Source organism: Erwinia sp. 009765445 (assembly GCF_058137865.1).
In genome coordinates, this window is sequence record NZ_JBYUWC010000021.1 from 31,311 (window position 1) to 47,130 (window position 15,820).

Here is a 15,820-nt window from a genome sequence, read left to right on the forward strand (position 1 = left end):
GGTGACGATGCTTTCGCTTGATTTCACCCCGGCGTTGGCCAGCCTGCCTGAACTGCTCTCCGGCGCCTGGGTCACCATTGAAGTGACCCTCTGCGCCCTGGTGATCAGCTGCTGCCTCGGCACGTTAATTGGTCTGGGAAGGATCTCTTCCCGCCATAAAGCGGTGTGGGGGTTCTGCAACGCCTATGTGGTTCTGGTACGCGGAACGCCGCTGCTGGTTCAGCTGTTTATCCTCTATTTCGGACTGCCCTATTTCAATATCGTCATTCCGGCTTTTGTCTGCGGCATTATCGGCCTCGGCTGTTATTCCGCGGCTTATGTCTCGGAACTGGTGCGCGGGTCGATCCTCTCGATCGACCGTGGGCAAAGCGAGGCGGCGCGTTCGATGGGGATGTCATCCGGCCAGGCGATGCGGCTGATTATTTTACCGCAGGCGCTGGTGCGCATGGTGCCGCCGCTGGCGAATGAGTTTATCGCCCTGACAAAAAACTCGGCGCTGGTTTCCCTGGTGACCATTCACGATTTGATGCACGAAGGGCAGAAAGTGATCAGCGTTTCTTACCGCTCGCTGGAGGTCTATCTCGTGATTGCCTTTATTTACCTGCTGATGACCAGCAGCACCATGTTGTTGCTGCGCGCAGTGGAGAAAAAACTTCGGGCGGGAGGCATGGTGCAATGAGTACAGCAATTGTTGAGGCCGTGGCACTGGAGAAACGCTTCGGTGACCATCAGGTGTTGCACGGTGTTTCACTTTCGATACGGCGCGGCGAAGTGGTGGTGATCATCGGTCCAAGCGGATCGGGGAAAAGTACCTTCCTGCGCTGCTGTAATGGCCTGGAGGTGGCGGAAAAAGGTAGCCTCCGCCTGTGCGGACAGATGCTGATGCAGCAGGGCGAACTGCTGGAGGAAAATGCCCTGAATATCTTACGCCGTCAGGTTGGCATGGTCTTTCAGTCGTTTAACCTGTTTCCCCACCTGCGCATTCTCGACAACGTCGCGATTGGGCCGCACAAAATTCTTAAGCAGAGTCGTCACTACGCCGAAACGCGCGCGCGCGAACTGTTAGAGAAAGTCGGCCTGCTGCACAAGGCGGATTCAATGCCGAACAGTCTGTCTGGCGGACAGAAACAGCGTATCGCCATTGCGCGCGCGTTGGCCTTACAGCCGGAAGTGATGCTGTTTGATGAGCCGACTTCCGCGCTCGACCCTGAGCTGACCGGCGAAGTGCTGCAGGTGATGAAACAGCTGGCGCAGGAAGGCATGACGATGATTATCGTCACGCATGAAATGAGCTTCGCTCGTGAGGTTGCCGATCGGCTGATCGTGATGGAGGAGGGAAGGATTGTTGAACAAGGGGCGACCGCCGATATTTTCCGCCATCCCAGCCATCCGCGTACCCGGGCGCTGTTGCAGCCCGTTCTGAATAATGAGGCTTTTTATGAGCAGTGATATGCGCGGTAGTGAGCGCCTTAACCGCGCTTTTAGCGGTATTCCCACCTTTTTACGCGCAGATTATTGCGATGTCCTCAATGAACTGCGGGCCGACGTGGCGGTTTTTGGCGTGCCCTTTGATGAAGGATCGCCCTGGCAGCCAGGTACGCGCTTTGCGCCGCGCTCGCTGCGCGAGCACTCAATGCGTTTTGCCAGTACCGGTTTTTACGATATCCAGCGCGACCAACATTTTCTGACGGATGTGATCTCGCAAGGCCGCCTGGTGGATGTCGGCGATGTTGATGTGTTGCCCACCAATGTGATCGGCACCCATGAAAATATCAGCACCCTGGTGCAGATGATTCGACAGCGCGGGGCGATTCCTCTGGCGCTGGGTGGCGATCACTCCGTCTCCTATCCGCTAATCCGTGGGGTTCAGGAGCCGGTACATGTGGTGCAGTTCGATGCCCATCTCGATTTTGCGCCCTCCACCCACGGCGTGCATTTCAGTAATGGTCAGCCCTTTCGCCATGTCGCGGCGCTGGAGTACGTCCAGAGTCTGACCCAGGTAGGTATTCGCAGCCTGCGCGTGCGACCCTCGGAGGTCAGTGACGCCAGGCTGCAGGGGAGTCACATCATTCCCGTGGAGGTATTCCGGCAGCAGCCGTTTATCGAACAACTGAAACATTTACCCGTCGGTGAAAAGTGCTACATCAGCATTGATATTGACGTGCTGGATTTTTCGCTGGTTCCGGGATGCGCCTCAGCTGAACCCAACGGCATGCGCTACGATGAACTGCGCGACGCCCTGCAAGTATTGCTACAGCGCATGGACATCATCGGTCTCGATCTGGTGGAGGTTAATCCGCAGCTGGATGTGCCGACCGGCGCCACATCCTATCTGGCGGCGCATCTGCTGGTTGAAACACTGGGAATGCTTTTCGCACTGCGTCAGCCGGGCTGAGAACGCTTAAGCCCCCTCTAACTATAAAGTGACGGAAACAGAAAAATGGCATCACCAATAAGCATCATCGGTGGCGGCGTGATTGGCTTAACCACGGCCTGGGCCCTGGTGAAAAAAGGGTATGACGTGCGGCTGATCGAGGCCAGCGACAAACTTGGCTCGGGAACCAGCTTCGCCAACGGCGGCCAGCTCTCCTACCGTTATGTGTCACCGCTGGCCGATGCCGGCATCCCGATGCAGGCGCTCGTCTGGCTTATGCAGAACGATGCGCCTCTGCAGCTGAGGCTGCGGATGGAACCGCGTCAGTGGCGTTGGCTGTATGCCTTTCTGCGTGCCTGCCGCGCTTCGGTTAATCAGCAAAATACACAACGGTTGCTGGGGCTGGCGATGCATAGCCGGGAAGTGCTGACAGGATGGCGTGAGCAGGATAGTCTGGCGGACTTCTGCTGGCGGCAAAACGGCAAGCTGGTGGCGTTTCGTAGCCAGTCGATCTTTGATCATGCGATCCATCACCTTGCAGATCCTCAGGCGCAGCAGGTTCTGGCGGCAGATCAACTGGCGATGCTCGATCCGGCGTTGGTGGATACGCCGTTTGTCGGCGGCATCTACACTGCCGATGAAGAGGTGGGGGACTGCTATCATTTTTGCCTGGCGCTGGAGGCCAGGTTGCGGGCGTCGGGACTGTGCCATTTTATCACCGGCCATCCGGTTAGCCAGATAATCCACCGTGAGAAACAGGTCACGGCACTACGGGTTGCAGGGAATGAGCTGCCGGTGGATAAGCTGATTATTTGTGCGGGCTATCAGTCTACTGCCCTGGCACTGCCTGGTATCCGGCTACCCGTTTATCCGCTTAAAGGTTACAGCCTTAGCGTTCCGTCGGAGGCTGCCAGCATCACTCCGTCCATCAGCCTGACTGATTATGAGAAAAAAATTGTTTATGCCCGGCTGGGTCGACAGTTACGCATTGCCGCCAAAGTAGATATTAATGGTTTTGATAATAGTATTAATGAAAAACGTATCGCATCCATTCGTACTGCCGCGAAAGAACTTTTCCCTCATGGCGGCAATTATGAGAATGCCACTGCATGGGCGGGGATGCGTCCGGCTACGCCCAACGGCTTGCCTGTTATCAGTGCCCTACCGAAATTTATGGCTGAATGTCGGGCATGGCGCGCTGGGGTTTACCCTCGCCTGTGGAAGCGCGAGTCTGGTTAGCACAATGATTGAAGGGGAGCTGCCAGCCGCAGCTTGACGTACAGGAAATTCAAACCATCCGTACCCCTGAGCCGGATGGTGAAATTTTCATCAATGCGGAATGCTGGGGTTGCGAACGCTCTGCGCTCAGGATAGGCGGCGTTTTTTTGCCGGTTCGCCGCTGATCACGCCAGTACCCGAAAGCCGGTGAATGCATTACCCTTAGCAGCAGACACTGCTAAAGGTAAGCAAGATGACCGAAAAACAGCTGACTTTTGACCGCCGTAACCATCAGCTCACCAATATTAATATCTGGACGGCAGACAGCCACTGGCTGGTGTATGACGTGCGTCCCGACGGAGCCACCTTCAGCGGCCTGACCGTGGAGCGCGTCAACATCAGTGGCCAGACCGAAGTACTTTATCAGGCCAGAGACGGTGCCCATGTTGGTGTGATCACCGTCAGCCCCGATCTGCCGCCCCGTTACGTCTGCATTCATGGTCCGGAGCATCCTGACAGCCAGTGGAAGTACGATTTTCACCACCGGCGCGGTGTGATTGTACAAAATGGCCTGGCGGAGAATATGGATGCCTGCGACATCACTGCTCCTTTCACTCCAGGTGCGCTGCGCGGCGGTACACATGTTCACGTTTTCAGCCCGGACGGCACGCGGCTGAGCTTCACCTACAACGATCATGTGATGCATGAATTTGCGGTGAAGGAAGATCTGCGCAACGTTGGCGTGGCCGTTCCACTGCATCCGGTTTGCCCGCCCAAAAGCCATCCGCGTGAATATGATGGCAGCCACTTCTGCGTGCTGGTCAGCCGTACCACTTCGGCTCCCCAGCCCGGCAGCGACGAGATCAATCGTGCTTATGAAGAAGGCTGGGTTGGCGAAGAGGGCTATCTGAAGCACGACGGTCACCGGCAGCGCTGGGCGCTGGCCTTTATTGGCGACACACTCAGTACCAGCGGCGAGAAAGTGCCTGAAGTCTTTATTGTCGATCTGCCGGAGAAGATCGCCGACTATGCTCTGGAAGGTGATGAGCCGATTGAAGGTACTGCTACCTCGCTTCCAGCCCCGCCAAAGGGCATTACGCAGCGGCGGCTGACCTTTACCCACGATCGTGCTTATCCCGGTCTGGCAACCACGCCCCGTCACTGGCTGCGCAGCTCACCTGATGGGCGTTCCATCGCTTTCCTGATGAAAGATGAAGCTGGGGTGGTTCAGCTGTGGACGATTGCGCCGACGGGCGGCCAGCCGCGGAAGATCACTGATGCCGCCAGCGATATTCAGTCCGCCTTCAGCTGGCATCCTGATGGCCGCTCGGTGGCGCTGATCAACGACAACAGCGTGATGCTGTGCGATACAGGCAGCGGGAAGATGCGGCGGTTGACGGCGCGCACTGATGAAGCCCCGGTAGCAGACGCGGTAGTCTGCTCACCGGACGGACAGCACGTGGCTTATCTGCGCCACACAGAGGGCTTCCGGCAAATCTTTGTTACGGAAGTGATGGCTGTCTAGCGCTGCGGTTGTGGCGTGTTCACGACCAGCGGCGCGGCCTGGGACAGGCTTTCATCGGTGTGATTCTGCTGCTCGCTGCGCAGGACGCGCTCGCGCGGTGAATCTGCGGCCTTATCGCTGCCAGAGCGGTAATAGTCATACGGCAGCAGCAGCGTATCCAGCACGGCGGAGAAGGGCAAATCGAGGGCCGCCAGCGGGCGCATTACCCAGCCGCTGTTGCTGTCAGCCACGATTTTGGCACTGGCTCTTGTGCCGGAGTAGTACCCCTGATCGGGCCCGGAATGAGACATAAAGCTGGAGCAGCCACTGGTGCCTGCAAGTGACAGACAGGTCAGCAGACCAGCAAAGCGACACTTTTTCATTACCATCATTTCATCATCCCTTCAGTCACGGCAGCGCCGGCCTGATTGTTATCGCCGTTTGCAGGGAAGTCCCCGGTCACTCTGTGGTAACTCTTGCACTCTCCGACGAATTCTTCCCTGAGTGTATGCCATTCACGGCCTGTGGGTTAAAAAAATTGCATTTGCTGCCCTTGAAAACCAGCGGGCCATCACCATTTTATTGTTACGGTCACAAAAATGTACGCCGACAGGGTACTGCTTTTTGACCGGCGGCCTGTCCAGAGTGGAAGGCCTTAACGTTCAATCTCGCTGATTATCAGGAGTAGTAAAATGCGTAATTTCGACCTTGCCCCACTGTATCGTTCATCTATTGGTTTCGACCGTCTGATTAACCTGCTGGAATCAAACCAGGGTCAGAGCAACGGCGGCTACCCTCCGTATAACGTAGAACTGGTAGCAGAAAACCAGTACCGCATAACCATTGCCGTGGCCGGGTTCGCCCAGGACGAGCTGGACATCACTTCCCACGACAATATGCTGACTGTACGCGGCGCACACCCTGAAGAGCAACAGGAAAAAACCTACCTGTACCAGGGAATTGCCGAGCGTAACTTCGAGCGTAAATTCCAGCTGGCTGAGCACGTAAACGTTCGTGACGCCAAACTGGAAAACGGCCTGCTGTATATCGACCTGGAACGGGTTGTTCCGGAAGCGAATAAACCGCGTCGTATCGAAATAGTTAAGTAATCTGGTGATAATAAAGGGCCGCACATTGTGCGGCCTTTTGCGTTTCTGCCGGGAAGGTTTTAGCCTTCCTGATGTGCGCACTCTATCTCTTCAGCCAGAATCGCAATGCCGCGCTCAATTTTCTCACTGTCCGGCACGTAATTCATGCGCATGCATTGATGCGTGTGCGGCCATTCGTGCTCCAGGCCCGGGAAGAAGAAGTGCCCCGGCACCATCAGCACGCCGCGTTTTTTCAGACGCTGATACAACGTTTCCGTTGAAACCGGCAGATCCTTAAACCACAGCCAGAGGAAAATTGCCCCTTCTGGTTTATGGATCAGGCAGCGATCTTCGGATAAATAGCGGCGAATAACGGCAATCGTCTGATTAACCCGTTCCTGATAGAAAGGTTTGATCACCTCTTCCGACAGCCGCAGCAGGTCGCCACGCTGGATCATCTCATTAGCGATGGCCGGGCCGATACTGCCGGGTGCGAGGCTGATAATGCCATTCATATTGCTGATGGCGGAGATCACTTTCTCATCAGCGATGATAATCCCGCAGCGTGAACCCGGCAGGCCCAGCTTGGAGAGACTCATGCACAGGATGATGTTCGGGTTCCACAGCGGTCGCGCTTCGCTGAAGATAATGCCGGGGAAAGGTACGCCGTAGGCGTTATCAATCAGCAGTGGGATCTCATGCTGTTGGGCCAGCACGTCCAGCTTCAGCAGCTCTTCGTCGGTGATCACGTTTCCGGTCGGGTTGGTCGGCCTCGAAACGCAAATCAGCCCGGTATCATCGGTGATCTGCAGATGTTCAAAATCAACGTGGTACTTAAACTGGCCTTCCGGCAACATTTCAATATTCGGGCGGGTGGAGACAAACAGCTCTTCATCCAGCCCGGCATCGGCATAGCCGAGATATTCCGGTGCCAGCGGGAACAGCACGCGCTTTTTGCTGCCATCAGCCCGGCGACCAGCGTAGAGGTTAAACAGGTAGAAGAAGGCGCTCTGGCTGCCGTTGGTCAGCGCAATATTTTTCGGGCTGATATCCCAGCCCAGCTCGTCACGCAGCAGTGCGGAGAGCGATTCCAGCAGGGTGGTTTTCCCGCGCGGTCCGTCATAATTGCACAGTGCTTCCGCCAGTTTGCCCTCGTCGTGCATCTCCTGCAAAAGCTGCTGGAAATAGTCGTTCATGGCCGGGATCTGCGCGGGATTTCCGCCACCCAGCATGACCGCACCTGGCGTGCGTAATCCTTCACCCATATCTTCCATCAGGCGGGTAATGCCTGAATGGCGCGTAAATTTGTCACCGAAGGCGGAAAAGCTCATAGCGTGTTAACTGCTTGTTATCTGCAAGTGGACGTTAACCTTAACGCCAGCCTTGACGCGATGCAATCCTCTGCCTCTTTTGAGCAGAACGGAATTGTTAGCGGGAATGTTCTGGTCTGACTTGCTACGGCTATTAATATGCAAAGCGTCGTTTTTCACATTTAATTAAATAATAAGCAACAATTTCAATATATATAAATGAAACATTGTTTTGTTTTTATAAAAACAATGTATCAAATATAAATTTGTTCGATAGAGATCACGGTAAGAGTCGTTTTCACTTCGTTATAGTAATCCCGGAAAAGCGCAGTCGCTCATCACAGGAATAACAGGAGTTGTGAATATGATTTTAAATGCTTTTGATTTGAAAGGAAAAGTGGCGCTGGTTACGGGATGTGATACCGGCCTGGGCCAGGGGATGGCTCTGGGACTGGCGGAAGCAGGCTGTGACGTTGTCGGGATTAATATTGTCGATCCGCAGGAAACCCTCGACAGGGTTACCGCGCTTGGACGGCGTTTCCTGAGCCTGAAAGGCGATCTTGGAAAAATTAACTGTATTGAGGGACTACTGGAAAAAGTCGTGGCGGAATTTGGCCGAATTGATATTCTGGTGAATAACGCCGGGATTATACGCCGGCAGGATGCCATCGAATTTAGCGAAAAAGACTGGGATGACGTGATGGATCTGAACAGTAAATCCGTTTTCTTTATGTCGCAGGCCGTCGCCCGTCAGTTTATTAAACAAGGGCAGGGTGGGAAGATTATCAATATTGCTTCAATGCTCTCTTTCCAGGGCGGTATTCGCGTGCCTTCCTATACGGCTTCCAAAAGTGCGGTAATGGGCCTGACTCGCCTGATGGCTAACGAATGGGCAAAGCACGGCATCAATGTGAATGCTATCGCGCCGGGATATATGGCGACCAACAATACGCAAATGCTGCGGGCGGATGAAAAACGTAATGCGGAAATTCTCGAGCGCATTCCTGCCGCGCGTTGGGGATTGCCTGACGACCTGAAGGGGCCGGCGGTATTCCTGGCTTCGGATGCTTCGGACTATATCAATGGTTACACCATTGCTGTTGATGGCGGCTGGCTGGCACGTTAAGTGAGATCGCTGTCAATAAAAGGCCTGGCATAGTCCGGGCCGGTGATAAGAACGTAAGCGTTGTCCCGGGTCGGAAGGTTTACACCGTCCATGGTGCGAAATCCGGCCTTTGAGTTTATCGCCATCCGGAGAGCTGAGTTTATTTCAGCAGCTGTGGGTTAACGCAGTTTTTTTCGACCTTCCCGGTCAGCGCGGCAATCAGATTGTCCACGGCATCCCGTGCCATACCGTAACGTGTTTCATGAGTGGCAGAACCGATATGCGGCAGCGCCACAACGTTTGGCAGCTTCAGCAGCGGTGAATTCTCTGGCAGCGGCTCTTTCTCGAACACATCCAGCCCGGCGGCATGGATAGTGCCCTCCTTCAGCGCGGCGATCAGCGCTTCTTCGTCCACGACCGGACCACGCCCGGCATTGATCAGTACCGCAGACGGCTTCATTTTCGCCAGCTGTTCACGGCCGATCAGATGATGGGTCTCGTCGGTCAGTGGCAGGCTGATGCACAGGAAGTCAGACTCTTTCAGCAACGTATCCAGATCGCAATACTTTGCGTCGAAGCGCTGTTCAGCCTCTTCATGATGTTTCCGGGCGTTATAGAGAATCGGCATGCTAAAGCCCAGATGAGCACGCTGAGCCAGCGCCAGGCCGATACGACCCATGCCCAGAATACCCATCTTTTTGTGGTGTACATCAATACCAAACCAGTCGGCACCGATGTTGCTCTGCCATTTGCCGTCTTTAACCCGTTCAGCCACTTCAACCACCCGGCGAGCGCTGGAGAGCACCAGAGCCATCATCGTGTCGGCGACGGTTTCGGTCAGCACGGTGGGGGTATGCATCAGGATCACGCCGCGTTCGTTAAGGGCTGGGATATCAAAATTATCCACACCCACCGAGACGGAAGAGGCAGCGCGCAGTTTGGGCGTTTTCGCCAGGAAAGCCGCATCAATTTTGCCACCGGATCCTAAAAGGCCTTCAGCCTGTTGCAGGGCATCGGCGTGCTGGCTGATGGTTTCCGGCGTCAGGCCGTTAATTTCAGTCACGGCAAAATGTTCATCCAGTCGCGAACGCAGATCTTCCGGCAACGATTTATACAACACCACAGAAGGTTTCATTCTTGTCTCCCTGTTTGAAGTGAGGAAACGGGCCAACTGGCCCGTTTTGCAACATTAAGCATGTTTAGCGCCATGCGGCATTGGAGGCTGTTTGTTCTCCGCGGGCTTTACTATCAGTGTCAGCCAGACCGAGATCAGCAGCGATGCCCCCATAAAGATATACGAAGCTGCAGGGTTGCCGGTGGCACCGTTCAGATAACCCACCACCCAGGAGCCGAGGAAAGAACCCAGCGCACCCATAGCGTTAATCAGCGCCATCGCGCCGCCCGCTACGTTACGCGGCAGCATTTCCGGGATGATGGCGAAGAAGGGACCGTACGGCGCATACATTGCTGCACCGGCCACCACCAGCAGGCTGAACGACAGCCAGAAATTATTTGCCCCTACAAGATATGAACCTAAAAACGCCAGCGCGCCAATCAGCAGTAACGGCCAGACAAACAATTTGCGGTTCTGTAACTTATCGGAGGCCCAGGAAACGACAATCATCGCCACTGTGGCTGCCAGATACGGTACTGCGGATAACCAGCCTGCCTCGACCATCCCCATCTGGCTGCCATTACGCAGGATGGAAGGCAGCCACAGCACAAAGCCGTACACGCCGATGCTCCAGGTAAAGTACTGAATGCAGAGGATAATGACATTGCGGGATTTGAATGCTTCGCCATAGTTACGCACGGCTTTGATATTTTCCTGCTCTTGTTGCAGCTGAGCCTGCAGCGCGGCTTTCTCATCCTGACTCAGCCATTTCGCCTGCGCGGGTTTATCCTGCACCATAAACCACCAGGCGACGGCCCAGATCACCGCCGGAATGCCTTCGAAGATGAACATTTCACGCCACCCGAAGCTTTCAATCAGGTAGCCGGAAACCACCGACATCCACAGCACGGTGACCGGGTTACCAAGGATCAGGAAGGTATTGGCTCGCGAACGTTCGGATTTGGTAAACCAGTTACTGATGTAAATCAGCATTGCTGGCATCACTGCGGCTTCCACCACGCCAAGTACAAAGCGGATGGCCGCCAGCGCAGGGATGTTGCTGACCACACCGGTCAGTGAGGCACAGACGCCCCATAACAGCAGACAGATGAACACCAGCTTCTTTACGCTGCGACGTTCGGCATACACCGCGCCGGGGATCTGGAAGAAGAAATAGCCCAGGAAGAACAGGGCGCCAAGTAGTGACGACATGCCTTTGGTGATGCCCAGATCTTCGTTTATCCCTGCGGCGGAGGCGAAGCTGAAGTTCGCCCTGTCCAGATACGCCAGGCTGTAGGTGATAAACACGATGGGCATGATATACCACCAGCGTTTATGCGCGATTGTATGCTTATTCATAGACTTATCCTCTGTTGATGAGGAGGCAGCACTCTGTTCCGCCGGGGAACGATGCCGCTTCATAATGATGCCGGTTTCAGACTTTAAAAATCGCCCAAGGCAGCGCGCATCGGTAAACCTTCGCTGTCGCCAGCTACCTGGATTGCCAGAGAACCGATTTTGTTGCCGCGTTTAATCGCCTGCGGCAACGTTTTCCCTTCAAGCAATGCGCTGATCACGCCAACGGCAAAGCCATCGCCAGCGCCAACAGTATCCACCACGTTGTCCGTTCTGATTGCTGCCACCTGACCTTTCTCGCCTTCGGCAGTTTTGTACCAGGCGCCGTCACCGCCGGTTTTGATAATCACCGCTTTTACGCCCATATCGAGGTAGAAGTCGGCAATCGCTTCAGGCTGGCTGTGACCGGTCAGGATTTTGCCCTCGCTGACACCAGGTAACACCCAGTCAGCGAAGCCTGCCAGCGTGTTCAGCTGCTTCGCCATTTCCTGTTCGCTGGGCCACAGCACCGGGCGGAGGTTGGGGTCGAAGGAAATGGTTTTGCCCATTCGCTTCATCTCCTGCGCGGCGTGTTTTGACAGCGCCAGAGAACTGTCGGAAATCGCTGCCGCCACGCCGCTCAGATGCAGATGGCGGGCTGAACCAAAATAATCGCGGTTAAAATCGGCCACTGAAAGATGGCTGGCGGCGGAACCTTTGCGGAAGTACTCCACCAGTGGATCGGAGCCGTCTTCGACTTTCGATTTCAGTTGAAAACCGGTGGCATAGCGCTGGTCGGTGATAACCTCGCGGCTGTCGACACCCTCTTTTTCCAGCTGCTGGCGCGTAAAGCGGCCAAAAGAGTCATCGCCGACGCGGCTGACCCAACCCACCTTCAGCCCTAACCTTGCCAGCCCGATCGCCACATTCAGCTCCGCCCCGGCAATTCGCTTGATAAAGCATTCCGCTGAGGCCAGATCGCCGCTTTCAGTGGCGATAAACATCGCCATCGCTTCGCCAATGGTGACCGCGTCCAGCGTGCCGTTTTCATGGATGGTCATGGCTTACTCCTCTCGCAGCAGATAAACATAATGGCGGGTAACGGCAATCAGATCGTCGCCTTCCAGCGGGAACTCAATACCGCGCGGTACGCCAGCGGGCAGCAGCGCCAGTGTTTCACGCCACAGGTTACTGGCCTCATCCAGTGCCACTGCACGCCAGCCGTTTTCAGCCGGGGCTGCGGCTTTCACATGGACGTAGCTGACGAAGCGGCTCAGACGTTCTGCCGCCTGCAGCGGATCATCGCCGACCCACAGCCAGTTGCCCATATCGAAGGTCATGCCATTACCGGCCCGGGCCTCGCCGCAGTCGTGAAAATAGCTGTCCAGCGCACTCAGCCTGCCGCAGTCGGTCTGATCGTTTTCCACCACCAGGTGAACCGGTAACCCCGAAAGTTTCTCGCGCAGTTGGGAGTAGTCAGCACCATGCTGATAGTGACCCAGTGAATATTTTAGTAGCTGGGCATTTAATTGCTGCGCCTCAGCGACGTGCTGATCGATGTTGGGATTCAACGATCCTTCATCGGTAAACAGCGCTTCCGGTACCGAATAGAACGCTATCAGGCGGGAAGCACTGATGGCCTGACCCAGAGCAGGCAGCCCGTCGAATTCTGCCGGGCTGAACAGTTCGCGTCGGATTTCCACCCCGTCTGCGCCAGCGGCGGCAATGACTGGCAAAACGGCCTGCTGGCCTCCCATAGCTTTAATTCGATCGCGGCCATAGGCGGCCGTCACTACGATCACTTCACGTTTCACTGGTTCCTCCGGGTCTGACCCTGACGTTATAAAAACGTTAAATGGAACCGGTTCCAATGCAAAGAGGCAGCTTGTGGTTTTATGATCGCGCTCACGATGTGAACACTTTTTTTAAGGGGAAGTCTGAAAAGGTGCCGGATGACGGCAGAAAATCAGGGGGTGGGAGAAAACCTTGTCGATCCCCGAACAATCAGCTCTCCGGAGTAGACCTGTTCTTCAGGAGGCGTGGTATCCCCTTCAATGCGGCGGATCACCTGTTCCAGCGCCGAATAGCCGATTTGCCAGGTCGGCTGCTTCAGCGTGGTGATGCCCACTCCTGCCAGCTCCGCCCAGACCAGCTCGTCAAAGCCCAGCAGCCCCATCTGTTTGCCCCAGTCCAGGCCCAGACGCTTCATCGAGCGGGTCGCCTGCAAGGTCAGTGCGCCGTTAACTACCAGTACGGCGCAGTGCTCAGCCTGATGGCGCTGCCAGAAATCCAGCAGAATGTGATCGAGTTTCGCCGGATCGTTTAGCGCCACTTCAGCCTGTTCAGCGTAGCGTCCGGGATGGCGTTCCATTGTCGTTTTGAAAGCCTGTAAGCGTTCATGACGGGTATTGACCAGCCCCAGTGGCTCGGTAACAAACAGCACTGCGCGATAGTCCTGTTCGATCAAATGCTCGGTCGCCACGCGGGCAGCTTCACCGTTGTTCAGTCCGACCACATCGCAGTCAAATTCCGGAATTTTGCGGTCAATCAGCACCATTGGCAGCAGGGATTGCTGCAGGTGGCTCAGCGCCTCTTCACGCATACCCACCGCATTGACCACAATGCCCTCCACCTGATAGCTGCTCAGCAGATTCAGGTAATGCTGCTCCTGATCCACTTCGTTGTTGGTGTTACACATCAGCAGGGTAAAGCCCTGAGCACGGCACGCCGCCTCAATGCCGCACATCACTTCAACGGAGTAGGGGTTGGTGATATCTGCAATGATCAGCCCAATTAGCCGGGTACGCCCGCGCTTCAGCCCTCGCGCCATCTGGCTTGGGCGGTAATTCAGCCCGGCAATCGCCTTTTCGATGCGCTGTTTCAGATCGGCGGAAAGCACATGCTGCTCGCCGTTGAGATAGCGGGACACGCTGGTTTTTCCGGTTTTTGCAGCTTTGGCAACGTCGCTGATGGTGGCGCGTGGGCCCTTGCGGTTCATGGCGATCCTTGGACAAGTGACTTTAACGGAGAGGTTTCAGCAATGGCTGGCCTTAACACCCTAAGATAGTCCGAATTGACGGAGTGTGGATCGGGTCATCATAATCCATCTGGCCGATCCCGCCCAGCGAGCGGCGTCACGCTTATTGAACTCTGAGATTTGATGACCGGGCGGGGCTGCCCGGCCATAGCAGGATTACTGCAGCGGGCTGAGGGTGATTTCCACGCGACGGTTCTGCGCTTTACCTTCTGCGGTGCTGTTGGAGGCGACAGGATTATCCGGCCCCATACCACTGGTGCGCACGCGGTCAGCGGCGACGCCCTGAGTGATCAGTGCGCTACCCACGCCGTCAGCACGTTGCTGGGACAGGGTCATATTCAGCTGGCGGGTGCCGGTGCTGTCGGTATAGCCGACGACGTTAACCGCCGTTTTTGGGTACTCCTTCAGTACCATTGCCACGCCGGTCAGGGTATTGGCTCCGGCAGGTTTCAGCGTACTGCTGCTGCTGTCAAAGGTGACGTTATTCGGCATGTTCAGCACGATGTTATTGCCGTTACGGGTGACGCTGACGCCGGTTCCGCGCATTTTATCGCGCAGCTTGGCTTCCTGAACGTCCATATAGTAACCCGCACCACCGCCCAGGGCGGCCCCGGCTGCCGCGCCGATCAGTGCGCCTTTGCCCCGGTCTTTTTTCGAAGAAGAGAGCATGCCCACGCCAGCGCCCAGCGCCGCGCCAATTCCTGCACCGATCCCGGATTTACCCGCTTCACGTTCGCCCGTATAGGGGTAGGTGGTACAGCCGGACAGAGCAATGGTTCCGCTCAAAACAAGAGCGAGGGTGATATAACGCTTTTTCATTAATCTTCATTCTCCACAGCGACAGGCGAAATCGCCCTTAAAACGCCGATTATGCCGCCGGATTGTGGAAAAAAAACGGTGTTATCTTCTTAATTATTGTAAAGAATCTTATTTAAGGTTATCAGGATGGCAGAAGCAGTCGGTGGTATGGTCGCTGATCAGACCACAGGCCTGCATAAACGAGTAACAGGTGGTCGTGCCAACGAATTTAAAACCGTGCTTCTTCAGCGCCTTTGATAATGCATCAGATATTGGGCTGAAAGTAGGCGCAGTGCGGTAATCGGCGTAGTGATGGATTTGAGGTTTATGATCGACAAATTGCCAGATAAAAGTGTTAAACGCCTCTCCTCTTGCCTCCATCGCCAGCAGGGCACGGGCATTGGCGATAATGGCGGAGATTTTTCCCCGGTGGCGGATAATGCCACTGTCCAGCATCAGCCGATCCACATCTGCCTCGTCCATCAAAGCCACTGCCTGCGGATCGAAATGGTGGAAAGCCTGGCGGTAATTCTCCCGCTTTTTCAGCACCGTCAGCCATGATAATCCGGCCATTTGTCCCTCAAGGCAAAGCATCTCAAACAGCTCACGGCTGTCCGTCAACGGAATACCCCACTCTTCGTCATGATAGGCAAGATAGATCGGATCCTGAGAAACCCAGCCGCAACGTTGCATAGATAATTTCCTTAATGGCGATGAATATCGGCGTTCTTTCCACCCGGGCAGTATAGCGTCTGGCATTTGTCCGGAGCCAGACCGCAAGATAAGAAGGCCTTATGACAGGGGTTTTCAATTTGTAACTCTGATCACAATTTAACCAGCGCTGACATGCTAGCGTCAATTAGTCCCAAGTAAGGACTAATTGCGGTAACCCTGACCGGACGGCATTCATACCAGGAAAAAAACCGATCCAGGCTGT

The 15,820-nt window shown here is 55.4% G+C and carries 16 protein-coding genes; 7 read left to right on the top strand and 9 right to left on the bottom strand.

All coding sequences use genetic code 11. The features are described from left to right. Nucleotides 1-7: 7 nt before the first annotated feature. The 5 genes from AC3Y5R_RS20205 to AC3Y5R_RS20225 all read left to right on the top strand — a co-directional run bounded on the left by AC3Y5R_RS20205 (nucleotide 8) and on the right by AC3Y5R_RS20225 (nucleotide 5,117). Nucleotides 8-679 carry an amino acid ABC transporter permease gene (locus tag AC3Y5R_RS20205; RefSeq protein WP_489922815.1) on the top strand — a complete coding sequence of 224 codons (672 nt, stop codon included), beginning with the start codon at nucleotides 8-10 and terminating at the stop codon, nucleotides 677-679. Continuing rightward, nucleotides 676-1,449: an amino acid ABC transporter ATP-binding protein gene (locus AC3Y5R_RS20210; protein ID WP_489922816.1), complete on the top strand. Its 774-nt coding sequence runs from the start codon at nucleotides 676-678 to the stop codon at nucleotides 1,447-1,449. Before AC3Y5R_RS20205 ends, AC3Y5R_RS20210 begins: the two co-directional genes overlap by 4 nt. Further along, on the top strand, nucleotides 1,439-2,395 hold the full coding sequence (locus AC3Y5R_RS20215) for an agmatinase (RefSeq protein ID WP_489922817.1): 957 nt from the start codon (nucleotides 1,439-1,441) through the stop codon (nucleotides 2,393-2,395). The genes AC3Y5R_RS20210 and AC3Y5R_RS20215 overlap by 11 nt, the downstream gene beginning before the upstream one ends. Nucleotides 2,396-2,440: 45 nt before the next feature. Further along, nucleotides 2,441-3,613, top strand: a complete 1,173-nt coding sequence (locus AC3Y5R_RS20220) for an FAD-dependent oxidoreductase (RefSeq protein WP_489922818.1) — start codon at nucleotides 2,441-2,443, stop codon at nucleotides 3,611-3,613. Between the two features lie 232 nt (nucleotides 3,614-3,845). Beyond that, nucleotides 3,846-5,117: a YidR family protein gene (locus AC3Y5R_RS20225; RefSeq protein ID WP_489922819.1), complete on the top strand. Its 1,272-nt coding sequence runs from the start codon at nucleotides 3,846-3,848 to the stop codon at nucleotides 5,115-5,117. On the opposite strand, the gene AC3Y5R_RS20230 is transcribed toward AC3Y5R_RS20225, so the two are convergent. Further along, entirely contained in the window at nucleotides 5,114-5,488 is a 375-nt protein-coding gene (locus AC3Y5R_RS20230) for a YceK/YidQ family lipoprotein (RefSeq protein ID WP_158782427.1), read from the bottom strand. The two genes, AC3Y5R_RS20225 and AC3Y5R_RS20230, sit on opposite strands and share 4 nt — an antisense overlap. 300 nt (nucleotides 5,489-5,788) lie before the next feature. Between AC3Y5R_RS20230 and ibpA the strand changes: the two genes are divergently transcribed. Next, nucleotides 5,789-6,205, top strand: coding sequence for a small heat shock chaperone IbpA (gene ibpA, locus AC3Y5R_RS20235; RefSeq protein ID WP_489922820.1), 417 nt, complete (start codon nucleotides 5,789-5,791; stop codon nucleotides 6,203-6,205). 59 nt (nucleotides 6,206-6,264) lie between these two features. On the opposite strand, the gene AC3Y5R_RS20240 is transcribed toward ibpA, so the two are convergent. Further along, nucleotides 6,265-7,515 (bottom strand): valine--pyruvate transaminase, encoded by a 1,251-nt coding sequence (locus AC3Y5R_RS20240; RefSeq protein ID WP_489922821.1) that lies wholly within the window; start codon nucleotides 7,513-7,515, stop codon nucleotides 6,265-6,267. A gap of 343 nt (nucleotides 7,516-7,858) precedes the next feature. Here AC3Y5R_RS20240 and kduD point away from each other — a divergent pair, with 343 nt between their 5' ends. After that, on the top strand, nucleotides 7,859-8,620 hold the full coding sequence (kduD, locus tag AC3Y5R_RS20245; RefSeq protein ID WP_489922822.1) for a 2-dehydro-3-deoxy-D-gluconate 5-dehydrogenase KduD: 762 nt from the start codon (nucleotides 7,859-7,861) through the stop codon (nucleotides 8,618-8,620). Nucleotides 8,621-8,759: 139 nt separating this feature from the next. Here the strand turns inward: kduD and ghrB are convergent, their stop codons facing one another. The 7 genes from ghrB to AC3Y5R_RS20280 all read right to left on the bottom strand — a co-directional run bounded on the left by ghrB (nucleotide 8,760) and on the right by AC3Y5R_RS20280 (nucleotide 15,576). Further along, nucleotides 8,760-9,734: a glyoxylate/hydroxypyruvate reductase GhrB gene (ghrB, locus tag AC3Y5R_RS20250; RefSeq protein WP_489922823.1), complete on the bottom strand. Its 975-nt coding sequence runs from the start codon at nucleotides 9,732-9,734 to the stop codon at nucleotides 8,760-8,762. 54 nt (nucleotides 9,735-9,788) lie between these two features. After that, the gene (locus AC3Y5R_RS20255) at nucleotides 9,789-11,072 is read right to left on the bottom strand and encodes an MFS transporter (protein ID WP_489922824.1); all 1,284 of its coding nucleotides are present in this window, start codon (nucleotides 11,070-11,072) and stop codon (nucleotides 9,789-9,791) included. A gap of 83 nt (nucleotides 11,073-11,155) precedes the next feature. Next, complete coding sequence (locus AC3Y5R_RS20260) at nucleotides 11,156-12,109, bottom strand: sugar kinase (protein WP_489922825.1); 954 nt, start codon at nucleotides 12,107-12,109, stop codon at nucleotides 11,156-11,158. A gap of 3 nt (nucleotides 12,110-12,112) precedes the next feature. Next, nucleotides 12,113-12,862: a sugar phosphate isomerase/epimerase family protein gene (locus AC3Y5R_RS20265; protein WP_489922826.1), complete on the bottom strand. Its 750-nt coding sequence runs from the start codon at nucleotides 12,860-12,862 to the stop codon at nucleotides 12,113-12,115. A 152-nt stretch (nucleotides 12,863-13,014) separates the two neighbouring features. Further along, nucleotides 13,015-14,046: a LacI family DNA-binding transcriptional regulator gene (locus tag AC3Y5R_RS20270; protein WP_489922827.1), complete on the bottom strand. Its 1,032-nt coding sequence runs from the start codon at nucleotides 14,044-14,046 to the stop codon at nucleotides 13,015-13,017. Between the two features lie 195 nt (nucleotides 14,047-14,241). Continuing rightward, nucleotides 14,242-14,904 carry an OmpA family lipoprotein gene (locus AC3Y5R_RS20275; protein WP_489922828.1) on the bottom strand — a complete coding sequence of 221 codons (663 nt, stop codon included), beginning with the start codon at nucleotides 14,902-14,904 and terminating at the stop codon, nucleotides 14,242-14,244. A 108-nt stretch (nucleotides 14,905-15,012) separates the two neighbouring features. Next, nucleotides 15,013-15,576 (bottom strand): DNA-3-methyladenine glycosylase I, encoded by a 564-nt coding sequence (locus AC3Y5R_RS20280; protein ID WP_158782417.1) that lies wholly within the window; start codon nucleotides 15,574-15,576, stop codon nucleotides 15,013-15,015. Nucleotides 15,577-15,820 lie beyond the last annotated feature (244 nt).